A 20,413-nucleotide genomic window follows, 5' to 3' on the forward strand; every position below is an offset into this window, starting at 1 on the left:
GAGTTAGTACAAACAACACCGGTCGGGAATGGCCTCTTTGCAGCTCATCCTGCATTTATCTCAAATTCCGGCCATCTCACCGCGAAAGCAGCACACAAGGTGTTGCGCGGTTTTATTAGAAAAACCATTTGATGACATTCGAGAATCTTAATTTGATTGAGCCAATCCTAAAAGCTCTTAAAACAGAAGGATATACCACCCCAACACCCATCCAAGCCAAATCCATCCCGCTTATACTTGAGAAGAAAGACCTGCTAGGCTGTGCCCAGACGGGTACCGGTAAAACAGCGGCTTTCTCTATTCCCATTCTGCAGTTGCTGCACGAGAAGCAGGGAGCGGAGAAAGGGCCACGCAAGATAAAAGCGCTGATCCTGACGCCAACGCGCGAGCTGGCGCTGCAGATCGGAGACAGCATGGAAGCGTACGGCAAACACACAGGCCTGAAGCATACCGTTATTTTCGGCGGTGTGCCGCAGAAGAAGCAGACCGATGCCCTGCGCGCCGGTGTAGACATTCTGATCGCCACTCCGGGCCGCTTGCTCGACCTGATGGCGCAGAAGTACGTGCACCTGCAGCACATTGAGCTGTTTGTGCTGGACGAGGCGGACCGTATGCTGGACATGGGTTTTGTGAACGATGTGAAGAAGGTGCTGAAAGTACTGCCGGAGCAAAAGCAGTCGCTGTTCTTCTCCGCTACCATGGCGCCTGAAATCATGAAGCTGTCCGATACCATCCTGGTGAACCCTGCCAAGGTAGAGGTAACGCCGGTATCGTCTACAGCCAACACGATCCAACAGTCGGTGTACTATGTAAAGGGGCCGGACAAGCGCAAGCTGTTGCTGCACCTGCTCAAAGACGAGGAGATGGAGAGCGTGCTGGTGTTTACCCGCACCAAGCGTGGCGCTGACCGCGTAGCCAAAGACATTGCCAAGGCTGGCGTAACAGCCGAAGCCATACACGGTAACAAAGCGCAGAACGCCCGTGTGCGCGCCCTGGATAACTTTAAGTCGCGCAGAACGCGTGTGCTGGTGGCGACGGACATTGCCGCACGAGGCATCGACGTGGACGACCTGAGCCACGTGGTGAACTATGAGCTGCCAAATGAGCCGGAGACCTACGTGCACCGCATCGGTCGTACAGGCCGTGCCGGAGCGAGTGGTATTGCGCTGTCGTTCTGCGGTGCCGATGAGGTGCCGTACCTGGCCAGCATCCAAAAGCTGATTTCCAAGAATGTGCCGGTTATCGATAACCACCCGTACCCGCTTACCGCGAAGGATTTTGCCGAGGCAGCTAGCACGGTAAAAGAGCAGAAGAAGCAGGGTGGCAGAGGTGGCCGTAGCCGCTGGGGCAACAAACCCTCTGGAGAAGGTGGCGGTAGCGCCGGAAGCGCAAACCGTAACAGGCCGGCCGGAGGGCCGCGTAACGGAGGCGGTAACCGAAGCAACGGTAACAGAAGCCGAAGCGGCGCACCCAAAACAAACGCCTAAGCTTAGCAAAAGCACAAGATAAAAAAGGTCCTGCCCGGGTTAAACCGGCAGGACCTTTTTGTTTGCCCGCATCAGAGCCTGTAGTTCAGTTTTGTAGGATCGCGGCCGTTACCTGAGCAGCTCCTGTGAGAGCATAAGCTGTAGGGGTACACGCGCGGTGTGGGTTATACTTCCGCCTCCGCCCTGGCCGGTATTTTCTGCTTCGTACGGCTTACCAGGTACACCCCCGCAAAAATCAGCAGCGCGTACAGGCCCTTTTCAATAGTAAAAACATCTTTGCCTACACCTACAGCTATAAGTATGGCCATCACCGGCTGCAGGTAGATGTAGGCGCCCACCAACGATGGGTTGGCGTAGCGCAGGGCCCAGGTGTTGAGCAGGTAGGCGATAATCGTCACCGCAAACACCATGAAAAGTATCGCCACCCAGATCGAAACCGGAAAGGTGCTGTAGTCGGGTGTGAAAAGCTGCTGAAAACCGAACGGAAGCACCAGTACGGCCCCCACCGTAAAGATGCGGCTCACAATGGTGATGGCCTTGTACTTCTGCATCAGGGGCTTTACGAGCACCAGGTACATGCCGAAGGAGGAGGCGTTGAGAATGATGAGCAGATCGCCCCAGATGTTGCCGGTGGCGCTCTCGCCACGTGAGTTGTAGATCAGCAGCAGTGCCCCGGTGCAGGCAAGCAGAATACCGGAGACCTTGCGTTTGCCCACCCGCTCTTTCAGCAGGATGGCCGAGAAAACAAGCACCACCACCGGCACAATCACCATCAGCAGGGCCGCGTTGATGGGGGCTGTTAAGTTAAGGCCCGCAAAGAAGCAAAGCTGGTTTACGGCCACCCCTGTTACGCCGCAAAGTATAACCCGCAGGTTATCGGCGCGGCCCACAATCCGCTCCTTCGTCACCATCCTCGAGAAGACACCGAAGAAAACAGCCGCCGACACCACCCGTATCACAATCAGTCCGAAGGGCCCCACGTAAGCGGGCATCACCTCTTTGGCGATGCTGTAGTTGCTGCCGTAGATCAGGGCTACCAGAAAAAGTGCCGCATGCACCTGTATTTGTTTACTCATAGGGCAAAGTTACGCGCTTATTCAGACTGCTCCGTATAAGGGACAAAAAGAAAAAGTATAAACGAAGCGATGTATGAGTGAGATGCCCCTAACTGTCAGAAGGTCAATAGAGGTGATGGGCTTGTTTTTCCTGGGCTGGGTCGTGGTGCTGGCCAACGGCTTACTGGCCCCCTTGCTGATGGCGTTCTTTATCAGCATTATGCTACTGCCGATTTACCGTTTTTTCACGAGCAGAAAAGTGCCGGAAACAGTAGCGATAGCTATTAGCCTGCTGGTGCTGGCACTGGTGATGGGCTTGATCGTCTGGTTCTTTTCCTCCCAGATAAGCGATTTGGTGAGGGACTTCCCGATCATCCAGCGGAACGTAACAAAACACTTAAACGACCTGAGCGAATGGGTGGGCTCCTTTACGCCGTACTCCACGGCAGAGCAGGTGGCCCTTATCCGCGACCAGAGCAACAGGCTGCTCAGCTACGCGGGCGGCCTGCTGAGCGGCGCGGCGCTTTCTCTTACCTCGGTGCTGGTGTTCCTGGGCCTGTTGCCTATCTACATCTTCCTGATTATGTTTTACAAGAACCTGCTGCTGCGCTTCGTGTTTCTGTGGTTCCCGCCGAAGAACTACAGGCGGGTGAGGGAGACCTTGCGCGAAATGGAGGTGATCATCAAAAGCTACCTGTTTGGCTTGCTCATCCAGGTCAGCTATATGACGGTGCTGCTGGGCGGTATCCTGCTGATCATCGGCATTAAGCACGCTTTGCTTATCGGAGTGATCTTTGCCTTCCTGAACCTGATACCGTACGTGGGGGCTTTGCTGGGCAACGTGATCGGGGTGCTGATTACCCTGGCCTCGGCGGCTGAGCTGTGGCCCATTATCGTCGTGCTCGGTACCATTGCCGCCGTGCAGTTCCTGGACAACAACATCCTGATGCCGCGCATAGTAGGCTCTAAAGTGAAGATAAACGCCCTTGCCGCCATTGTAGGGGTGCTGGTGGCGGGGGAGGTGGCCGGTATACCGGGTATGTTCCTGTCGCTGCCCATTATTGCGGTGCTGAAAGTTATCTTCGACCGTAGCGAGCGCTTTAAGCAGTGGGGCGTGCTCTTCGGCGACGAGCGGCCGGAGCACAGCCCGATGAACTACCCCGCGCTCCGGGAGCAAGACAAAGCGGCGAGGCAGGGGCTAACGTGGGAGAACCAGGGCGGCCTACCCGGGGAGGGCGGTGCTCCGTAAGCTGGCGCGGGCTGCCAGCCAGCGAGGCAAGTCCAACAGCAAGTATGGCGCAGAGGCCGCCAGCGCATTGGTGCCGCAGCATACCGCTCTTTGCCCGCAAATTTGTAGCTTTGTCTTAAACCGATTCCGGAGAAAGTATAGAAGAAATGATTCACCCGAACATACCTTTGGCCGAACGCATGCGGCCGCATAACCTCGACCAGTATTACGGACAAAAGCACCTGGTAGGCCCCAATGGCATCCTGCGCCGCTACATAGAGGGCGGCGTCATACCAAGTATGATTTTGTGGGGCCCTCCCGGCGTGGGCAAAACCACGCTGGCCAACATCATCGCCAACCAGATGAAAGTTCCGTTTGTGGCCCTTAGTGCCATCAACTCGGGTGTAAAAGACATCCGCGAGGTAATAGAGCAGGCCAGGAAGCGGCAGGGCACGGTGCTCTTTATCGATGAGATCCACCGCTTCAACAAATCGCAGCAGGATGCGCTGCTGGGGGCCGTAGAGAAAGGCACGGTGACTTTGGTTGGCGCTACCACCGAGAACCCTTCCTTTGAGGTGATATCGGCTTTGCTGTCGCGCTGCCAGGTGTACATTCTCAAGCACCTGACCAAGGATGAGCTGATAGAGCTGGTGGATAAGGCGCTGGCGCAGGATGAGTGGATGCAGCACCGGAAAGTGCGCGTGCAGGAGTACGAGGCTCTGCTGACCATCTCCGGCGGCGATGCCCGCAAGCTGCTGAACCTGCTCGAGATTGTGGCTGAAGGCGTGAAAGCCGAGGAGGTAGTGGTGACCAATGAGCTGGTGAAGCAGGTGGCGCAGCAGAACATCGTCATGTACGACAAGTCCGGCGAGATGCACTACGACCTGGTGTCGGCCTTCATAAAGTCGATCCGGGGCTCCGACCCCAATGCGGCTGTTTACTGGCTGGCCCGCATGATCGAGGGGGGCGAGGACCCTAAGTTTATCGCCCGCCGCCTGTTGATTGCAGCCTCCGAGGACATTGGCCTGGCGAACTCCAACGCTTTGCTCATGGCTACCTCCTGTTTTCAGGCGGTGCAGATGATCGGCTATCCGGAGGCGGAAATCATCCTGTCGCAATGCACGGTTTACCTGGCAACATCCCCTAAGAGCAATGCCTCGTACAAGGCCATCAAGCAGGCGCGGGCGCTGGTGCAGCAGACCGGAAACCTGCCGGTGCCGCTGCACATCCGGAACGCGCCCACCAAGCTGATGAAGGAGATCGGCTACGGCAACAACTACAAGTATGCCCACGACTACGAGGGCAACTTTGTGCCGCAGGAGTTTATGCCGCAGGAGCTAAGCCACACCGCTCTTTACAAGCCGGGCAAAAACGGGCGCGAAAACGAGATGCTGAAGCAGTTGCAGGCGCAGTGGGGCAAGAAGTATAACTATTAACGCTGCGTCCAGAGTCCTGTGTTTATTGGGGCTGTTAGAGATGCTCGTGGTCTGTCGGAGTTGTTAAAAAGCGAAAATTCAGCTTTGCTTCAATAGCTGTATCATCCGGCACTCGAGGCTCAGAACGCAGCGGTCTTATACGTTTTGTATAGGAAAAGTAGAGGTTGGTCGAGAAGGGAAGAAGGAGATGAACTTTAAGCTATATTTTTGCTTGATGAGTAAGAGCATATGCCCGTCTTCTACGGAAGGCGCGCTCCGGCAGCGCCGGCGGCACGTGTGGCACATGCGCCTGAGGGGCTTGGATGCTCCCGAAGTATAACACAGTAATTTAAACCCTTACATAACATGCTAAACTTCCTGAAATATGTGTTGGCCACCATCGTAGGTCTGCTCATATTCTTTTTTATCGGCATTCTGCTGCTGGTTGGCATTGCCGCCAGCACGGCCTCCAAAGGTGAGGTTGAGGTAGCCGCAAACTCTGTGCTGGAGCTAAAGCTGGATAAGCCTATCTCGGAGCGCGACCCCGAGGATCCTTTTGCAGAGTTGGGCTTTTCTTTCGGCGGCTTCTCCAGCACCGATGGCCTGGACCAGATCAAGGCTTCCATCCGCCGCGCTAAAAACGACGATGATATTGAAGGTATTTTCCTGAACATGACCTTTGTGGATGCTGGCATGGCCAAGCTGGAGGAAATCCGCAACGAACTGATCGAGTTTAAGAAGTCCGGCAAGTTCGTGGTGTCCTACACCGACCTCTCCACTGAAAAGGCCTATTACCTGGCATCGGTGGCCGACAGAATTTACCTGAACCCCATGGGCACGGTGGAGTTCAACGGCATGAGCTCAGAGCTGTTCTTCTTTAAGCGCCTGCTCGACAAGTTGAATATCGAGGCGCAGATCTTTAAAGTAGGTACTTATAAAAGCGCCGTGGAGCCGTTCTTCCTGGAGAAGGCCAGTGAGGCGAACCGGGAGCAGCTGAACTCCTTCCTCAACTCCATCAACGGCTATCAGTTAAAGCAGATTGCGGCCTCACGCGGCATTACGCCCGAGGAGCTGGAAAACGTGCAGGACAACCTGCTGGTGCGCGACCCGATAGACGCAAAGAAGTATAAGCTGATCACCGACATTGGTTACTACGACGAAGCCATCTCCTACATCAAGGAAAAAATAGGCGTAGAGGAGGCCGAGAAGCTGGAGCTGGTGCAGCTCAGCAAGTATAAGAAAGTGCGGCATGAGGCTGAAATCAGCACCTCTAAAAACCGCATTGCCCTGATCTATGCCGAGGGCGATATTGTGGACGGCGAGGGTGATGAGAGCAGCATCGGCGGCCGCCGCTTTGCCGACGCTATCCGCGAGGCCCGACTGGATGAGGATGTGAAGGCAGTGGTGCTGCGCATCAGCTCGCCGGGCGGTAGTGCGCTGGCCTCAGACATTATCTGGCGGGAGATACAGCTCACCAAAGAAGTGAAACCGGTTATTGCCTCTATGTCTGATGTGGCGGCCTCCGGGGGGTACTACATCGCCATGGGCTGCGATACGATTGTGGCGCACCCGAACACCATCACAGGCAGTATCGGCGTGTTCGGCGTTATCCCGAATGTGCAGGGCTTCCTGAACGAGAAACTGGGCATTACGGTGGACCATGTGAGCACCGGTAAGTTCTCCGACATGCCCACCATCACCCGCCCGATGACGGAGCAGGAGAAGGAGATTATGCAGCACCAGATTAACCAGGTGTATGAGACCTTTACAGGGAAGGCTGCCAAAGGGCGCAACATGTCGCAGGACCAGCTGAAGGAGTACGCCTCGGGCCGTGTTTGGTCCGGTATTGAGGCCAAGCAGCGCAACCTGGTGGATACGTTCGGCGGACTGGAAGAGGCACTGGCCATAGCTGCCAAAAAGGCTGGCGTGGAGGACGACTACCGCCTGAAGGAGCTGCCCGCCCGCAAGTCTTTCATGGAGGAGCTGTTAGGCGGCATGGGAACACAGGCCAAGGAGCAAGCCATTAAGGCAGACCTTGGCGAGCTGTACCCGTTCTACAAGCTCTACCAAAAAGCCTCCTCGCTAAAAGGCATACAGGCCCGGATGCCGTATGAGCTGGTGGTGGAATAAAAGATTGTTTCTGAGAAACTGATTTCTGGAGCAGCAGAACACGTTTGTTTCTGTAACCGCTCTACACAACGAACCGCTTTTGGGCCTTTTGCCCGAAAGCGGTTTTTGTTTTATCAGAAAGCTATTTTTCGCAACTTTACCGCACGTGAATCACGGGGTAGGCAGCCTGAACAACCTTTGCTGTACTTCAACAGCTAGGCTACCTGGCTACCCGCTTGTGATTCGTTCATTCAGTTATTCAACATTCACTTATTTAAAGATGATGCAGCAGTTACAGGAAACAACCAACTATATACAGCAGCTGACAAGCGGTTTTGCGCCGGAGTTCGGTATTATACTGGGCACCGGCTTGGGAGCGCTCGTAAACGATCTTGAGGTGCAGCACGCCATCTCGTACGCCGAAATCCCGAACTTTCCGGTATCCACGGTGGAGAGCCACTCGGGCAAACTGATCCTGGGTCACCTGGCGGGCCGTCGTGTGGTGGTCATGCAGGGCCGTTTCCACTACTACGAGGGCTACAGCATGGAGCAGGTGGTGTTTCCGGTGCGGGTAATGAAGCTGATGGGCGTGAAGAAACTGTTTGTGTCGAACGCAGCCGGTGGCCTGAACCCAAGCTTCAACACGTCAGACCTGATGGTTATCACCGACCACATCAACCTGCAGCCAAGCAACCCGCTTATCGGCAAGAACCTGGACGAACTGGGGCCGCGTTTCCCGGACATGAGCGATGTGTATGACGAGCACATGGTGCGTGAGGCCATGGTTATTGCGGAAGATGCGGGCTTTGATGTGCGCGAAGGTGTTTATGTGAGCGTGCCGGGGCCAATGCTGGAAACGCCGGCAGAGTACAAGTACCTGTCTGTTATCGGGGCCGATGCCGTGGGGATGTCTACGGTGCCGGAGGTAATTGCCGCCCGCCATATGGGCATGCCAGTGTTTGCCGTGTCGGTTATTACGGATATGTGCACGCCAGACCGCCTGAAGAAAGTCGTGCTGGCCGATATCCTGGAGGCCGCCGCCATTGCCGAACCGCGCATGACGCTGATGATCCGTGAGCTGGTGCGCCGCAGCTAGGCGGGCAGAACACAAGCAGAACATTGTAAAACAGCGAAAGCAGGGGTGGTTTGCCCCTGCTTTCGCTGTTTTAGGCTAAAGGCTTTCCTTCGGCCAAGCAAAACGTGGTCCGCTGGCTGTCCCACAGGGCAGCGGCTAACTATGCGGTCAAGTCGAGCAGACTCCGTTGGGGTTCAGGCTGTACCGTCGGGTGCACGCGGGGTAGCGCTGGCCCGGGTTTCTGTGCAAAGCACTCAATCAGGCCAGGAGCCTCCTACAGCCCGGACAGGTACCCGTATAGCAACAGCAGCGCGATGGCGTTGATAAACATGTGCTGCCCCACAGCCCACGCCAGCCCAAGGCGCAGGCGCGTATAGCCCAGAAAGAAGCCTCCCACAAACTTTGGAAGCACCAGCAGGAGAGCCAGGAAAAGCGGCAGGTGTATGTTCTGGTAGTTAACCAGGTGCAGCAGCGCAAACAGCACGCAGGAAGTGTAAAACACAAGGCCGAAGTGGCGCTTCCAAAGCAGGTGCACCCTTGTCTGCAGGCTGCTCGACCGGAGGTAGACTGCCGCCAGGGTAACCAGGGCCAGGGCTGCCAGCAAAAAGTGCAGCGGGGCGGCACCTGCTGCGGTGGCAACTGTGGGGCCGTAGTTGAACAGGAACACAGCCAGGGCCACCGCCAGAAAGCCTTTTGAGTAAACCAGCGGCAGCCGGAAAATCAGCTCCTCCTTTAGCGGCCCCACCAGTACCACCGCCACGAAGAGCAGCGTAAACGATGTGCTGTCAAGAAGCTCCTGAGGGATATATTGGCCGTCTGTCTGCAAGTCCAGCAGGTTGTACACAGTGGAGAGCAGCAACAGCAAGACGCTCTGTAGCATCAGTTCGATAAGCGAAAGCTGAAAGATCAGGGGCAGTTTCACCTCCACCACGTTTTGCTCGCGCTGTACGGGCTGGGGGTGTCTGGCAAAAAGCCAAAGCCTTTTCAGTGTATCCGAAACAGAAGGGGGCGGAACAAAGGGCGGAGCCTCAGCATAAAAGTATGGTGTTTTCATAGGAGCTGTAGTGTTACACAAAGTGATAAGATATAAATATATAAATTTTTTATATAAAAACAACTTTATTGAGCGTACTCCGCCGGTGCGGTATAGGTTGGGGAGGGGGTAAAAAAAAGCGGCAGCCATAGGATACGGCTGCCGCTACTGCACGAACTTGTCTGTTTCTTTACTTGGTCAGCACCACTGTTTTCCGGTCGAAGGCAATGTTGGTGAAGATGCCAAGGCCTCCCTCTACAGAGGACTTTACCTTGGATGGCTGCGCAAAGGGGTTGCCGTTGGCATCCTTGGCGTCTGAAATGGAGGAGAGAAACTGATAGTACTGTTTCTCGATATGGTACAGTGTTACGATCAGCGTGTCGCCCTCCTCGTAGTTATACGCCGATCCGTAGGAAATACGCTTACCGTTGTTAAGTTCGTCCGAAGTGGCAAAATCGCGGTCTGAGCCGTTGCTGAGGCTGTCGATGTGCGTCATGTAGCGGTAATAGTCTGCGGTATTGCCGTTGTCGTAAAAGGAGGTGACCAGGTAGGCTTTGTCTTTGTCGTTAAACTTCCACTCCACCTCGTCTATCGGTACGATGCTGAGCACCGTCGTGAATCCTGTGAGCTTCCTGCCCCTGGAGTCGGCTACTTCCAGGCTGTACATATCGCCGGGCTTGCCGTCCATCACAACATCAGAAGTATGGGTGTAAAAGCGGCCGGTGTTTTGGACCAGCGTCGGTTTATACTCCAGCTCAACCCGCTGCCCGTTGTGCGTGATGTATACCCGGGCATCGGGCACCAGGGGCGGCACAGGCTCGTCAAAGTAGCCGGAGCTCTCCAGCACCGTTGCCCGGAGCGGCTTCCCCGGCTCCAGGTAACACTCCACCACTAACTGAGGGGCGTGGTCGGGTAGGTCCACCTCAATGTCCTTCTCCATGTCGCAGGCGGATAGCAGGGCCAAAAGAGGCAGTAGCAAGGCGTATAAAAAGCGCTTCAGCTTCATCAGAATTTAAAGTTATAGGTAACCGAAGGAACCAGCGGGAACAGCGACACCTGCTTGCCCTGGAAGCCCAGCGTCTCCTTTCCGTTCGCGTCCTTTACCTGTTCAAAGTACACAAAATAGGGGTTGCGGCGGTTGTACACATTGTACACGCTGAACGTCAGGTCAGCCTCGCCGCGCTTTGGTTTCAGCTTGAGTACCGCCCCTACGTCCAGGCGGTGGCTGGCCGGTAGCCGGAAGGTGTTCCGCTCCTCGTAAATAGGCACCACAGAGGCCGATTTGCCTTCCACGTCCTGAAAGGCGAACCTGGCTACCGGAAGCGAGTAGGCATTGCCGGTGCCGTACACAAAGGCGCCGGTAAGGCTCAGGCGCTTGTTGAGCCGGTGCATGAGCACCAGGCTGATGTCGTGGCGGCGGTCGTAGCGGGTCGGAAACCAGCGGCCGTCGTTTATTTCGTCCAGTTCATTGTCGCTGTCGAACTTGCGGTAGGTCCAGGAGAGGGTGTAGCCCAGCCAGCCGGTTGTCTTGCCCTTTACCTTCTCCAGGTATATCTCGGTGCCGTAGCTTCTGCCTTTGCCGAACAGGAACTCGTTTTCGAGGCTGTCGTTCACAAACAGGTTGGCCCCGTCCCGGAAATCAATCTGGTTATGCATCCACTTGTAGTACACCTCGTTAGTGAGCAGGTACTTGCCTTTGCCGAAGAGTTTGCTGTAGCTCAGGGCAACCTGCTGTGAGCGCTGCGGCTTTACCTGCGAGGTAGAGGGAAACCAGATATCGGTAGGCAGCGATGCGCCGGAGTTTGCCACCAGGTGCACATACTGCATCATGTTGGCATAGCTGGCCTTAAAGGAGCTGCTTTCGCTGAAGTTATACTTGGCGGAAACGCGAGGCTCCAGCCCGGTGTAAAGTTTGCCGTCGCTGTAGAAGCCGGAGAAGCGCAGGCCGTAGTTAAACGAGAGCAGGGCATTTACGGCGTAGTCGTCGGAGGCATACACGCCAAACTCGCTCGCCTGAAGCTTGCTGCCGGAGCTGAAGCGCTGGCTGTTGTCATCGGAGTCGAAGTTGAGGCGCCCCACCGTGAAGTAGTGCCGTGTGGCCTGGGCCCCAAACTTCAGGCTGTGGCCTCCTTCCAGAAACCAGTCTACGTCTGTCTTCAGCGTATAGTCCTGGATGGCAGAGGTCAGCTTAAAGCTGAAAATATCGATTTTGTTGTTGATGTTATACTTGTAGCCGGTGGTGCTCGCGGAGGTGGTGGCAAACAGGTTTTTGCTGAACTTGTGCCGCCAGCTCAAGTTCGCCATGCTGTTGCCCCAGTCAAAGCCGAAGGTGAAGTCGCTGTCGTTGAAGCCAAAAAAATCGCGGCCGTAATAGCCGCTTAGCGTCAACTCATCCTTCTCGCCCAGCGGGTAGTCCAGCCTGGTGTTCAGGTCGTAGAAGTAGTAGTCCGGAATAGGGTCGTACTCCTTATCATCCTCGTTCAGGCGGTTGATCTGGCGTGTAAAGATATCAACGTACGTTCGCCGGCCCGACACCAGGAAGGTGCCCTTGTCCTTGGTAATAGGGCCATCTACGGTAAGGCGGGAGGAGATTAGCCCAAGCCCGCCCCTGGCGCTGACGCGCTCCTTATTGCCGGTGTTCTGGTCTACATCCACCACTGAGGAGAGGCGGCCGCCGAACTGCGCCGGAAAGCCTCCTTTGTACAGCTCCACCCGCCTGACTGCATCCGGGTTAAACACGCTGAAGAAGCCGAAGAGGTGAGAGGCGTTGTAGATAACGGCATCGTCGAGCAGCACCAGGTTCTGGTCCGGGCCGCCGCCGCGCACGTAAAGGCCCGAGGTGCCCTCGCCACCCGACTGAATGCCCGGCTTCAGCTGCATGGTCTTGATCAGGTCCACCTCCCCGAACAGGGCTGGGAGCAGCTTTGCGTCGCGCGTGGTGAGCGACTCTACGCTCATGCGGGTATCGTTTAGTTTCTGTTGCAGCGAGTTTGCCTGTATCTCCACCACGGTCAGCTCATTGGAGGCATGCGCAAGCCTGAAGTTCTCCGTCTGGGCCTTTGCGCGTACGCGAACGGTGCGGGTGGCAACATCGTAGCCGACGTAGGTGGCCTGCAGTGTGTGCTCCCCTTCCGGAAGGCTGAGCGAGTAAAAGCCCTGCTCGTCGGTAACCGTTCCTGCCTGAATGGCCGGCACCGAGACCGTGGCGCCAATCAGCGCCTCTCCGTTGCTTTCAGCGCGCACGTGGCCCTGCACTACCTGCCTTTGCGCCAGCACGGGCAAAGAAAATAGTGTGAGCAGTAACAGGGTAAGGGTGTACTGGTAGAAAAAGCGCATCCAGCAAGATGTTAAATTGGCGTCGCAGTGAAATTATGCTAACTGAAACGCAAAACGAAGTGTTTCATCCACTACCATGAATAAACTCCCTGATACGTTATTTAGTTTGTTGCCGCCAATGTTTTTGGTAAAAGGCGAAAGCCGCTGCTCCAAGGCAACGGCTTTGCGGGTAGGTAGTAGTCGGGTGTTTTGTGAGCCGGCAAGGTCGCTTTAGCCTTGGTAGAGCTCCAGAATGCGTTTTTTGAAGTAGAACTCACACTTGCTCTGCAGCAGCTCGGCCTGTGCCTTGTTCATGTTGTTGAGCGATTCCATGTAGGAGAAGAAATCGATGCTGCCTAACTCGTAGCGGCGCTTGGCAGATTCGAAAGCACGCTGCGTGTACTCCAGGTTCGCCACCACGGTGTTATACTTTTCGCGCGCGGCCAGCACGTCCTGGTACGCCTGCTGCACCGTCTGGCGTAGCTGGTTTTGGCTGGAGATGTAGTCCAGTTCAGCGTTGCGCAGGTCCAGGCGGGCCGTCTGCGCGTCGAAGTGCCTGCTCAGGCCATCGAAGACCGGGATGCTCAGGCTCAGGCCCACTACTTTGCGCTGGTTCAGGTCTAGCTGGTCGAAGTACGGCATCGTGGACAGGTTGCCGTTCTCCGGGTCGGTCAGGATGTTTGTGGAGTAGTTGGAGCCGATCATTCCCTCCAGCGTCAGGGTGGGCGAGAAGTTGCTCTTGGCTGCCTTCAGGCTGCTTTTGGCCGCCTCCAGCGAAGCGCCGTAGGATTTCACCAGCGGGGAGTAACCCAGCGCGCGCGCCATCACCTCTTCCTCCTGAGGCAGCTCCATGGCCATTTCCTGCGGTGTGGCAGGCATCTGCAACGCATACTCCGGGTTCCCCTCTACGTTCATCTCCTGCACCAGCTGCAGTTTGGCCTGGCGGTAGTTGTTCTCGTGCGTGATAAGGTTGCTTTTCTCGGCAGCGAGTTGCGCCTTTATCTGGTACACCTCATCCAGCGCCCGTACTCCCGCCCGCTCCAGCTTCTCCATTTTGTCCAGCTGCCCCTCCAGCAGCTTTATCCTTTCCTGGGTTATGCTGATGCTCTCGCGGTTTACCAGGGCTTGCAGAAAGTAGCCGGTTACGTTTGTCTCCAGGTCTATCTCGGCCTGTTGCTCGGCAAAGGCCGAGGCCTGGGCCTGTTGCCGGGCCTTTTTGAGCTCAAACAGCTTGGCAAAGCCGTCGAACAGCACGACCTGTCCCTGCAGGTAAGGGTTGGAGGAGGTGGTGTTGCCGCGCTTGATCTGCCCCGACACATTGTCAAACGTAAGACCGTTGACGCGGTAAGCATCTACGCTGGCTGAGATGGTGGGCAGGTAGCCATACTTGTTACGGCGCACGTTGATATCGGCCTTGGTGCTGTTGTAGCGTGCCTGGCGCAGGGCCACGTTGTTCTGGCTGGCCAGCTCCAGGCTTTTCTCCAGTGTGAGCGGCTCCTGTGCGTGGGCGGCTACAGCAAAACTAAGGCATAAGGCTAGCCCTCCCAGCTTTTTGAGCAGGGCTCCGGATGTGAAATTTTTCATAGTTCTATTTTATACTAGTGGCAATGGATCCTCTGTAGCACAGCCGCCTAGGAGTTGCCAAGCCAGGCATCGCGCAGCTGTAGCTGCTGCTCCGTAGCGTTAGGGTCCGGCTTTAGCAGGTGCTGTTGCTCCCGCTTTACCGCCGTGGCCTTACCTTTTAGCTTCTTCTCCTTTATTTCGCCCTTGGCGTTCTTGCGGCCCACGGTAAACGTCAGCTTCTGGCCCGGCCTTACACTTTGCAGCGAATCGCCGATGAGGTCGCGTATGTTCTGGGGCGTGATTTCCGTGCCGTTGAAGGCCAGCAGCAGGTCGCCCGACTGAAAGCCCATTTTGCGGCCGAAGGCATCCATGTCGGCGGTGTCGGCTACTTTTATTTTGCCGCTCTCCAGGTCAAACCCCGGGGCGAAGCCGCCGTAGGAAATTGCCTCCTGCGTGGCCTGCGGCTGATAGATAATGCCCACCTTGCGGAACGTTTCCTCCAGCGGCAGCGGCTCCGAGCCCTCCACGTACCTGGTAAAGAACTCCCGTATTTCCGGGTAAGTCAGCTCGGCAATCTTGTCGAATAGCTCCTCGTCTTTAAAGGCGTTTTGCTTACCGTAGGTCTTGGCCAGGTCCAGCATGAGGTCGCGCAGGCCATATGAGCCGTTGCTCAGCTCGCGCAGGCGCACATCCAGGGCCATACCGATCAGGGCGCCTTTCTGGTACACGTTGCCGTACTCTTTCTCATACTTGTCCAGCACCTCGGCGCTCATCTCGGTAAACGGCAGTGTGTCGTTGTAATAGGCCTTGGAGGTAAGGATGTACTCGCGCAGCTTCTGTAGGAACTCATCCAGCTCATACAGGTCTTCATACACCTGCACATGCGAGGCAAAGTACTCCGTCACGCCTTCGTAGAGCCACAGGTGCTTCGACATTTTCGGGTTGATGAAGTCGAAGTTGCCGATCTCTTCGGAGTGGATGCTAAGCGGCGTAACGATGTGGAAAAACTCATGGGCCGCCACATCGCGTATGGTGCTGCTGAACTGCTCCTCCGGCATCTCCGGCAGAAAGTACACCGAGGAGTAAGAGTGCTCCAGGGCGCCGAAAGAGCCGGACTTGCCCACCCGTTCCGGCACATAGATCAGGAAAGCGTATTTATCCACGGGCAGGGTGCCGCCCAGGTACTGGCGCTGGGCCTCCAGTATGCTTTTCACGTTGGCGGCAATCGGTGCGGAGGTCACGTTGCCGGAGGGCGAGTACACCGAAACCAGTACGTCCGTCTCCCCCAGGTTCAGCACCGTGGTGTCGGGGCGGTTATACATGAGCGGCGAGTCGGCCAGCTCCACGTAATTGGCAATCTCATAAGTATCCAGCGAATCGGAAGACGAGACGGCTTTCAGGGGGGTGGAGCCGTAGAAGCCCTGCGGTTTGGTCACGTTCAGCTCGTAGGGCACCTGCTTCATCCCTTCAAAGTAGCCGACAAAGCCGAAGGTGTTGAGCAGGAAGTTCTTGCCTGCCTCTATGTTTGTGCCGCCCGGCTCAAACAGTACGTCCTCGCGCTTGGCTGCGTCAAAGGTATCGTCTACCCAGTAAGTGATTTTATCTAGTCGGTTGGCGTTGGAGATCCTCCAGCGGTTGGTGTCCAGCTTCTCCACTGCCAGCGTGTCGCCGTTTGCAGCGTAAGCTCTAAAGTCGGAAATAAACTTGCCGAAGTCGGAGACGGAGTAAGTGCCGGGCACTATTTTCGGCATGTTGTAGATGATCTCGCCCTGCGTGATGTCCGGTGCCTGTACGGTTACCTGTACCTTGTCATCCTGCACGTTCTTCAGGTTGATGGTGACATCATACTTCTGGCCTGCTCCCGTCTGCGCCACTGCGTTGGTTACGGTGGCTACGCCCAGGCTAAGGCAAAAGGTAAGCGCGGTAAGTGTTCTCTTTAGCATATTCTCATTTATCGTTTTACCAATTTACTCCATTAGAGTAGAAAGGATTGGGCTTTTATACCAACCGGCGCTTTTTGTAGACCAGAGTACTGCGAAAAGTGGTGTGCGTGAAACAGAAGCCGCCGGGGCGTAAAAGCTTGCCTGTTCTGGTGCTGTTTAGGTTGTTCCGGCAGCGGCAGTTTGCTGCGCGCTTACCGGAAAACCTGCCTTAAACAAACAACAAACAAGCTAAACCTGTAGTCAATGCGGCCTCCTGCAACGGAGGGGCCGCGGCGGCTATTTCTCATTCATCACCACCACGCTGCCAAGGCCGCCCGAGGCCTTGATCGTGATGGTGTGCCTGGCCTTGCCAAGCGCGGCGTTTCTGTAGTAGTTGCCTTCGCGGGTGAGCCCGTCCAGGTGCTGGCTGCCGAGGCCGTTGGTCTCCAGCCGCACACCGGTGCCTTTGGGCAGCTTCAGGTTTATTTCACCGATGCCGCCGGCCACGTCCAGGGTCAGGTCGTGGTCCCAGTCGCCGCGCAGGTCGAGGGTCAGCTGCCCGACGCCCGCTTTGATGTCTGCCTTTCTGAGCTCGCTCTTACTCAGCTTGATGTCAAGGGCTGCAGCACCGGCCTCTACCTCGAGTTGCTGCACCTGGCTGTTGCTGAGGTCTATGGTGGACTCGCCTGCGCCCATTTGCAGGTACAGTGCAAGCGGGGTGGACTTGCTGAGGTTCACCACCCATTTATTCTCACTGTTCTCTTCGCCATCCTCCAGGTTTTCCTGGCTCAGTCTTATGTCTGCGGCTCCGTTCTGCTTTTTAAGCGTCATGCCCGGTCTCCAGCTGGGGCGGCCGTACAGCACCTGGGTGCTGAGCAGGGCACTGCCGGAGGCGTTCAGGTGCAACGTGCCGGCCGGAATCTCCAGCCGCACACTGCCTTTCTTTACGCCGGAGGCAGAAATGCTCTGTTCGTATTTTTGCTGTGCCACCAGCGCATGGGTTATCAGGAAGAGGCAAAGGAGCAGGGATAGTTTTCTCATCGTTCTGTTTTTAGAGATTGAATAAAGCGGCAGTTGTTACGGCCGTTACTGTGTCCGGATGGCATTAACGGGGTCTAGCATGGCGGCCTTGAATGCCTGGAAGCTAACGGTAAGCAGGGCTATCAGCATGGCGGTAAACCCAGCGGCCGCAAAGATCCACCAGCTCAGGTCTATCCTGTAGGCGAAATCCTGGAGCCAGTGGTGCATGCCGTACCAGGCCACGGGGCTTGCCAGCAAAATGGCCACAACGACCAGCAGGGCAAAGTCGCGGGACAGAAGTATGACGATACTGCTGGTGGAGGAGCCCAGCACCTTTCGGATGCCGATTTCCTTGGTGCGCTGCTCAGCCGTGAAAGAGGCCAGGCCAAACAGGCCGAGGCAGGCGATAAGTATGGTCAGGCCGGCGAAGTAGCCGAACACCGTCAGCATCTTTTCTTCGGCGCGGTACTGCTGGTCAAAGTGTTCATCCATAAAGAAGTAGTCCATGGGGTGCTTGGGGTCGTACAGTTGCCAGGCACTCTCGATAAAGCCAACCGTAGAGGCCAAATCCTGCCCCTTGATGCGGGCCATCAGGTAACCGTCGGATTCCGGGGCAAGCACCAGCGCCAGCGGCTCCACGTTGGTGTGAAGCGAGGTGATGTGGAAGTCTTTTGTGACGCCGATCACCTTGGCATCCATGTCGAAGATCTGAAAGCGCTTGCCGAGTGGCTCCTGCCAGCCCATCATCTTCACTGCGGCCTCGTTTAGGATGATGCCTTCTTTCTCGTCGGTCTTCAGGACAGGGGAGTAGTTGCGGCCACGGCTCATCTCCACCCCCATCAGGTCGATAAAGTCATAGTCTGCGAACATCACGTTCATGGTCCTTTCCACCAGCTGCCCGTCTTTTTCTACCAGCGTAAGCAGTTTGGATACACGCTCTGCCGGGATGTCGTTGGTGTTGGACACGAGCTCCACGTTCGGGTTGCTGAGCAGCTCCCGCTTGATGCGCGGCAGGCCTTTCACCAGCGTGGAGTCGCCTGCCGGTATATCGATAACCATAACCTGGTCCTTGGTAAAGCCGAGGTCCTTGTTTTTCAGGAAGTGCATCTGGCTCATCACCACAATGGTGCCGATGATCATGATGAGGGAGATGGAGAACTGTAGCACCACCAGGGCCCTGCGGAGCGTGGCGCTTCCTCCTTTAGGTGCCTTGTCTGACTTCAGAACATCGGCGGGCTTAAAGTGCGAGAGGAAGAAGGCCGGGTAGCTGCCGGCCACAACGCCCACAAAGGTTACAATCGCCAGCATGATCGCCAGGAACTCCCACTGCATAAAGAAGTCGGAGCCAAAGCTTTTATCCGTCAGTGAGTTAAAGGTAGGGAGCATGACCTGCACCAGCGCCAGTGCCAGCACCACCGCTATCAGGGTGATCAGGAGCGACTCCCCCAGAAACTGAAATACGATCTGGCTACGGTAAGCCCCTACCACTTTGCGCAGGCCCACTTCCTTGGCCCGCTTGGCTGAGCGGGCAGTGGCCAGGTTCATGTAGTTAATACAGGCGATCAGCAGCAGGAAAACAGCCACCGCCGCAAAAATGTACACGTAGGAGATGTTGCCCGCCGGGGTGATACTGCTCACGTAGACGGTGTCGAAGTGGATATCCTTGAGCGGCTGCACCACAAAGCGCATGGTGCCGGAAAGGTCGTTCTCCTTGATCCAGGGCGTGACGTGCCGCTCCGAGAAGGCATCCATCTTATCCTGGAACTGCGCGAACTCCTCCGGCCCGCGCAGCAGCACGTACGTGTAGCGGTTCATTGCCAGCCACTGGTTGGTGCGCAGGTCTTCACTCAGCCTGGCGTCCAGCGTGCTTCTGGAGATAAAAGCGTTTGCGGTGATGTGGGAGTGGCCGGGGTCGCGGAACACGCCGGTTACCTGGTAAGGCTCGTTGCTGAAGGTGAGCACTTCTCCCACGGCCTCGTCCGGGGAGCTAAAGTACCGCTTGGCCATCTCCTCGCTCAAAACCACCTTATTTGGCCCGCTTAAGGCCGTAGCCGTGCTGCCGGCCAGCAGGGGGTAGTCGAAAACCTGAAAGAAGGCGCTGTCGGCATAGAGCAGATCGTCTTCGTTAAAGCTCTTCTCCCGGTACCACACCGTTTGTTTCCCGGCTCTGGCAAGCTGCGTGATGTGCTCAACGTCCGGAAAGTCCTTGGTAAGGGCCGGGGCGAGCGCTGCCGGGGAAAGGGCAAACTGCTCGTGCCCCGAGTCTGATTTAATGTCGCCGACGAGGCGCACGATGCGGTCCGCTTTGCTAAAGTGCTTTTCGTAGCTCAGCTCATCCTGCACATACAGGTATATCAGTACACAGGAAGCCACCCCTATGGCCAGGCCGACAATGTTGATGGCAGAGTATACTTTGTTCCGGAAGAGGTTGCGGACGGCTATCTTAAAGTAGTTCTGCAGCATGGCGCTTCACGTTGAGGTTCTCGGTCACGATCTGCCCGTCAAACAGGTTCACCACGCGGTGCGCGTACTCGGCGTCGGTCGGGGAGTGGGTTACCATCACAACGGTTGTGCCGGCCTCGTTCAGCTCCGAAAGCAGCTGCATCACCTCCCGGCCATGCACCGAGTCCAGGTTACCGGTCGGTTCGTCGGCAAGTATAAGCGCCGGCTCCGACACCACGGCCCTGGCGATGGCGGCGCGCTGCTGCTGGCCGCCCGACAGCTGCTGCGGAAAGTGGTTGCGGCGGTGGGCGATGCCCATGCGCTCCATCGCCTGCAGGGTGCGCTTCTCTGTCTCGGACTTGGAGTAGCCCAGGTAAGCAAGCGGCAGGCCGATGTTTTCCTCCACCGTTAGCTCATCGATCAGGTTAAAGCTCTGGAACACGAAGCCCAGGTTCTGCTTGCGCAGTTTGGCCCGCTGGCGCTCCGACACGTTCGCCACCTCCTGGCCCAGGAACAGGAAACTGCCGGAAGAAGGGCTGTCGAGCATGCCCAGGATGTTGAGCAAGGTAGACTTCCCGCACCCTGAGGGCCCCATGATCGCCACAAACTCGCCACGCTTTATCTTGAGGTCCACGCCGGCCAGGGCAGTGGTCTCCACCGTGTCCGTGATATACTTTTTCTGCAGGCCTCTGGTGTCGATTATTAGTTCTTCCTTATTCATAGTTTTGCTGTTATAATTAATGTGGTTA

14 protein-coding genes are annotated in these 20,413 nt (G+C 56.4%); 5 read left to right on the plus strand and 9 right to left on the minus strand.

What is annotated here, in order from left to right:
* Window positions 1-131 precede the first annotated feature (131 nt).
* Window positions 132-1,487 carry a DEAD/DEAH box helicase gene (locus CA264_RS02205; RefSeq protein ID WP_025604183.1) on the plus strand — a complete coding sequence of 452 codons (1,356 nt, stop codon included), beginning with the start codon at window positions 132-134 and terminating at the stop codon, window positions 1,485-1,487.
* A gap of 164 nt (window positions 1,488-1,651) precedes the next feature.
* On the opposite strand, the gene CA264_RS02210 is transcribed toward CA264_RS02205, so the two are convergent.
* Complete coding sequence (locus tag CA264_RS02210) at window positions 1,652-2,563, minus strand: DMT family transporter (RefSeq protein WP_025604184.1); 912 nt, start codon at window positions 2,561-2,563, stop codon at window positions 1,652-1,654.
* 73 nt (window positions 2,564-2,636) lie between these two features.
* Between CA264_RS02210 and CA264_RS02215 the strand changes: the two genes are divergently transcribed.
* The 4 genes from CA264_RS02215 (at window position 2,637) to CA264_RS02230 (ending at window position 8,390) form a co-directional block, all read left to right on the plus strand.
* Window positions 2,637-3,791, plus strand: coding sequence for an AI-2E family transporter (locus tag CA264_RS02215; protein ID WP_025604185.1), 1,155 nt, complete (start codon window positions 2,637-2,639; stop codon window positions 3,789-3,791).
* 146 nt (window positions 3,792-3,937) lie between these two features.
* Window positions 3,938-5,206, plus strand: a complete 1,269-nt coding sequence (locus tag CA264_RS02220) for a replication-associated recombination protein A (protein ID WP_025604186.1) — start codon at window positions 3,938-3,940, stop codon at window positions 5,204-5,206.
* A 345-nt stretch (window positions 5,207-5,551) separates the two neighbouring features.
* The gene (gene sppA / locus CA264_RS02225; protein WP_025604188.1) at window positions 5,552-7,315 is read left to right on the plus strand and encodes a signal peptide peptidase SppA; all 1,764 of its coding nucleotides are present in this window, start codon (window positions 5,552-5,554) and stop codon (window positions 7,313-7,315) included.
* A gap of 259 nt (window positions 7,316-7,574) precedes the next feature.
* A complete protein-coding gene (locus CA264_RS02230) occupies window positions 7,575-8,390 on the plus strand; it encodes a purine-nucleoside phosphorylase (protein WP_025604189.1) in 816 nt (271 codons plus the stop codon).
* 253 nt (window positions 8,391-8,643) lie between these two features.
* Here the strand turns inward: CA264_RS02230 and CA264_RS02235 are convergent, their stop codons facing one another.
* The 8 genes from CA264_RS02235 to CA264_RS02275 all read right to left on the minus strand — a co-directional run bounded on the left by CA264_RS02235 (window position 8,644) and on the right by CA264_RS02275 (window position 20,385).
* A complete protein-coding gene (locus CA264_RS02235; protein ID WP_025604191.1) occupies window positions 8,644-9,423 on the minus strand; it encodes a CPBP family glutamic-type intramembrane protease in 780 nt (259 codons plus the stop codon).
* A 169-nt stretch (window positions 9,424-9,592) separates the two neighbouring features.
* Window positions 9,593-10,408: a DUF4249 domain-containing protein gene (locus tag CA264_RS02240; RefSeq protein ID WP_025604193.1), complete on the minus strand. Its 816-nt coding sequence runs from the start codon at window positions 10,406-10,408 to the stop codon at window positions 9,593-9,595.
* Window positions 10,408-12,738, minus strand: coding sequence for a TonB-dependent receptor (locus CA264_RS02245; protein ID WP_025604195.1), 2,331 nt, complete (start codon window positions 12,736-12,738; stop codon window positions 10,408-10,410). Before CA264_RS02245 ends, CA264_RS02240 begins: the two co-directional genes overlap by 1 nt.
* A 210-nt stretch (window positions 12,739-12,948) precedes the next feature.
* Entirely contained in the window at window positions 12,949-14,301 is a 1,353-nt protein-coding gene (locus CA264_RS02250) for a TolC family protein (protein WP_025604197.1), read from the minus strand.
* Between the two features lie 47 nt (window positions 14,302-14,348).
* Window positions 14,349-16,223: a M61 family metallopeptidase gene (locus CA264_RS02255; RefSeq protein WP_025604199.1), complete on the minus strand. Its 1,875-nt coding sequence runs from the start codon at window positions 16,221-16,223 to the stop codon at window positions 14,349-14,351.
* A 276-nt stretch (window positions 16,224-16,499) separates the two neighbouring features.
* Window positions 16,500-17,243, minus strand: a complete 744-nt coding sequence (locus CA264_RS02265; RefSeq protein WP_025604201.1) for a toast rack family protein — start codon at window positions 17,241-17,243, stop codon at window positions 16,500-16,502.
* Between the two features lie 45 nt (window positions 17,244-17,288).
* Window positions 17,289-19,685 (minus strand): ABC transporter permease, encoded by a 2,397-nt coding sequence (locus CA264_RS02270; protein WP_025604203.1) that lies wholly within the window; start codon window positions 19,683-19,685, stop codon window positions 17,289-17,291.
* The gene (locus CA264_RS02275; protein WP_036775043.1) at window positions 19,666-20,385 is read right to left on the minus strand and encodes an ABC transporter ATP-binding protein; all 720 of its coding nucleotides are present in this window, start codon (window positions 20,383-20,385) and stop codon (window positions 19,666-19,668) included. Before CA264_RS02275 ends, CA264_RS02270 begins: the two co-directional genes overlap by 20 nt.
* Window positions 20,386-20,413: the final 28 nt, after the last annotated feature.

The sequence above is a fragment of the Pontibacter actiniarum genome, assembly GCF_003585765.1.
GTDB classification, from domain to species: domain Bacteria; phylum Bacteroidota; class Bacteroidia; order Cytophagales; family Hymenobacteraceae; genus Pontibacter; species Pontibacter actiniarum.

What these genes read in the sequence shown, in the direction of transcription:
- CA264_RS02265 (WP_025604201.1), bottom strand. Translation starts at nt 17,243, where the DNA reads ATGAGAAAACTATCCCTGCTCCTTTGCCTCTTCCTGATAACCCATGCG.
- CA264_RS02255 (WP_025604199.1), bottom strand. Translation starts at nt 16,223, where the DNA reads ATGCTAAAGAGAACACTTACCGCGCTTACCTTTTGCCTTAGCCTGGGC.
- CA264_RS02205 (WP_025604183.1), top strand. Translation starts at nt 132, where the DNA reads ATGACATTCGAGAATCTTAATTTGATTGAGCCAATCCTAAAAGCTCTT.
- CA264_RS02220 (WP_025604186.1), top strand. Translation starts at nt 3,938, where the DNA reads ATGATTCACCCGAACATACCTTTGGCCGAACGCATGCGGCCGCATAAC.
- CA264_RS02270 (WP_025604203.1), bottom strand. Translation starts at nt 19,685, where the DNA reads ATGCTGCAGAACTACTTTAAGATAGCCGTCCGCAACCTCTTCCGGAAC.
- CA264_RS02235 (WP_025604191.1), bottom strand. Translation starts at nt 9,423, where the DNA reads ATGAAAACACCATACTTTTATGCTGAGGCTCCGCCCTTTGTTCCGCCC.
- CA264_RS02215 (WP_025604185.1), top strand. Translation starts at nt 2,637, where the DNA reads ATGAGTGAGATGCCCCTAACTGTCAGAAGGTCAATAGAGGTGATGGGC.
- CA264_RS02240 (WP_025604193.1), bottom strand. Translation starts at nt 10,408, where the DNA reads ATGAAGCTGAAGCGCTTTTTATACGCCTTGCTACTGCCTCTTTTGGCC.
- CA264_RS02275 (WP_036775043.1), bottom strand. Translation starts at nt 20,385, where the DNA reads ATGAATAAGGAAGAACTAATAATCGACACCAGAGGCCTGCAGAAAAAG.
- CA264_RS02250 (WP_025604197.1), bottom strand. Translation starts at nt 14,301, where the DNA reads ATGAAAAATTTCACATCCGGAGCCCTGCTCAAAAAGCTGGGAGGGCTA.
- CA264_RS02245 (WP_025604195.1), bottom strand. Translation starts at nt 12,738, where the DNA reads ATGCGCTTTTTCTACCAGTACACCCTTACCCTGTTACTGCTCACACTA.
- CA264_RS02210 (WP_025604184.1), bottom strand. Translation starts at nt 2,563, where the DNA reads ATGAGTAAACAAATACAGGTGCATGCGGCACTTTTTCTGGTAGCCCTG.
- CA264_RS02230 (WP_025604189.1), top strand. Translation starts at nt 7,575, where the DNA reads ATGATGCAGCAGTTACAGGAAACAACCAACTATATACAGCAGCTGACA.
- sppA (WP_025604188.1), top strand. Translation starts at nt 5,552, where the DNA reads ATGCTAAACTTCCTGAAATATGTGTTGGCCACCATCGTAGGTCTGCTC.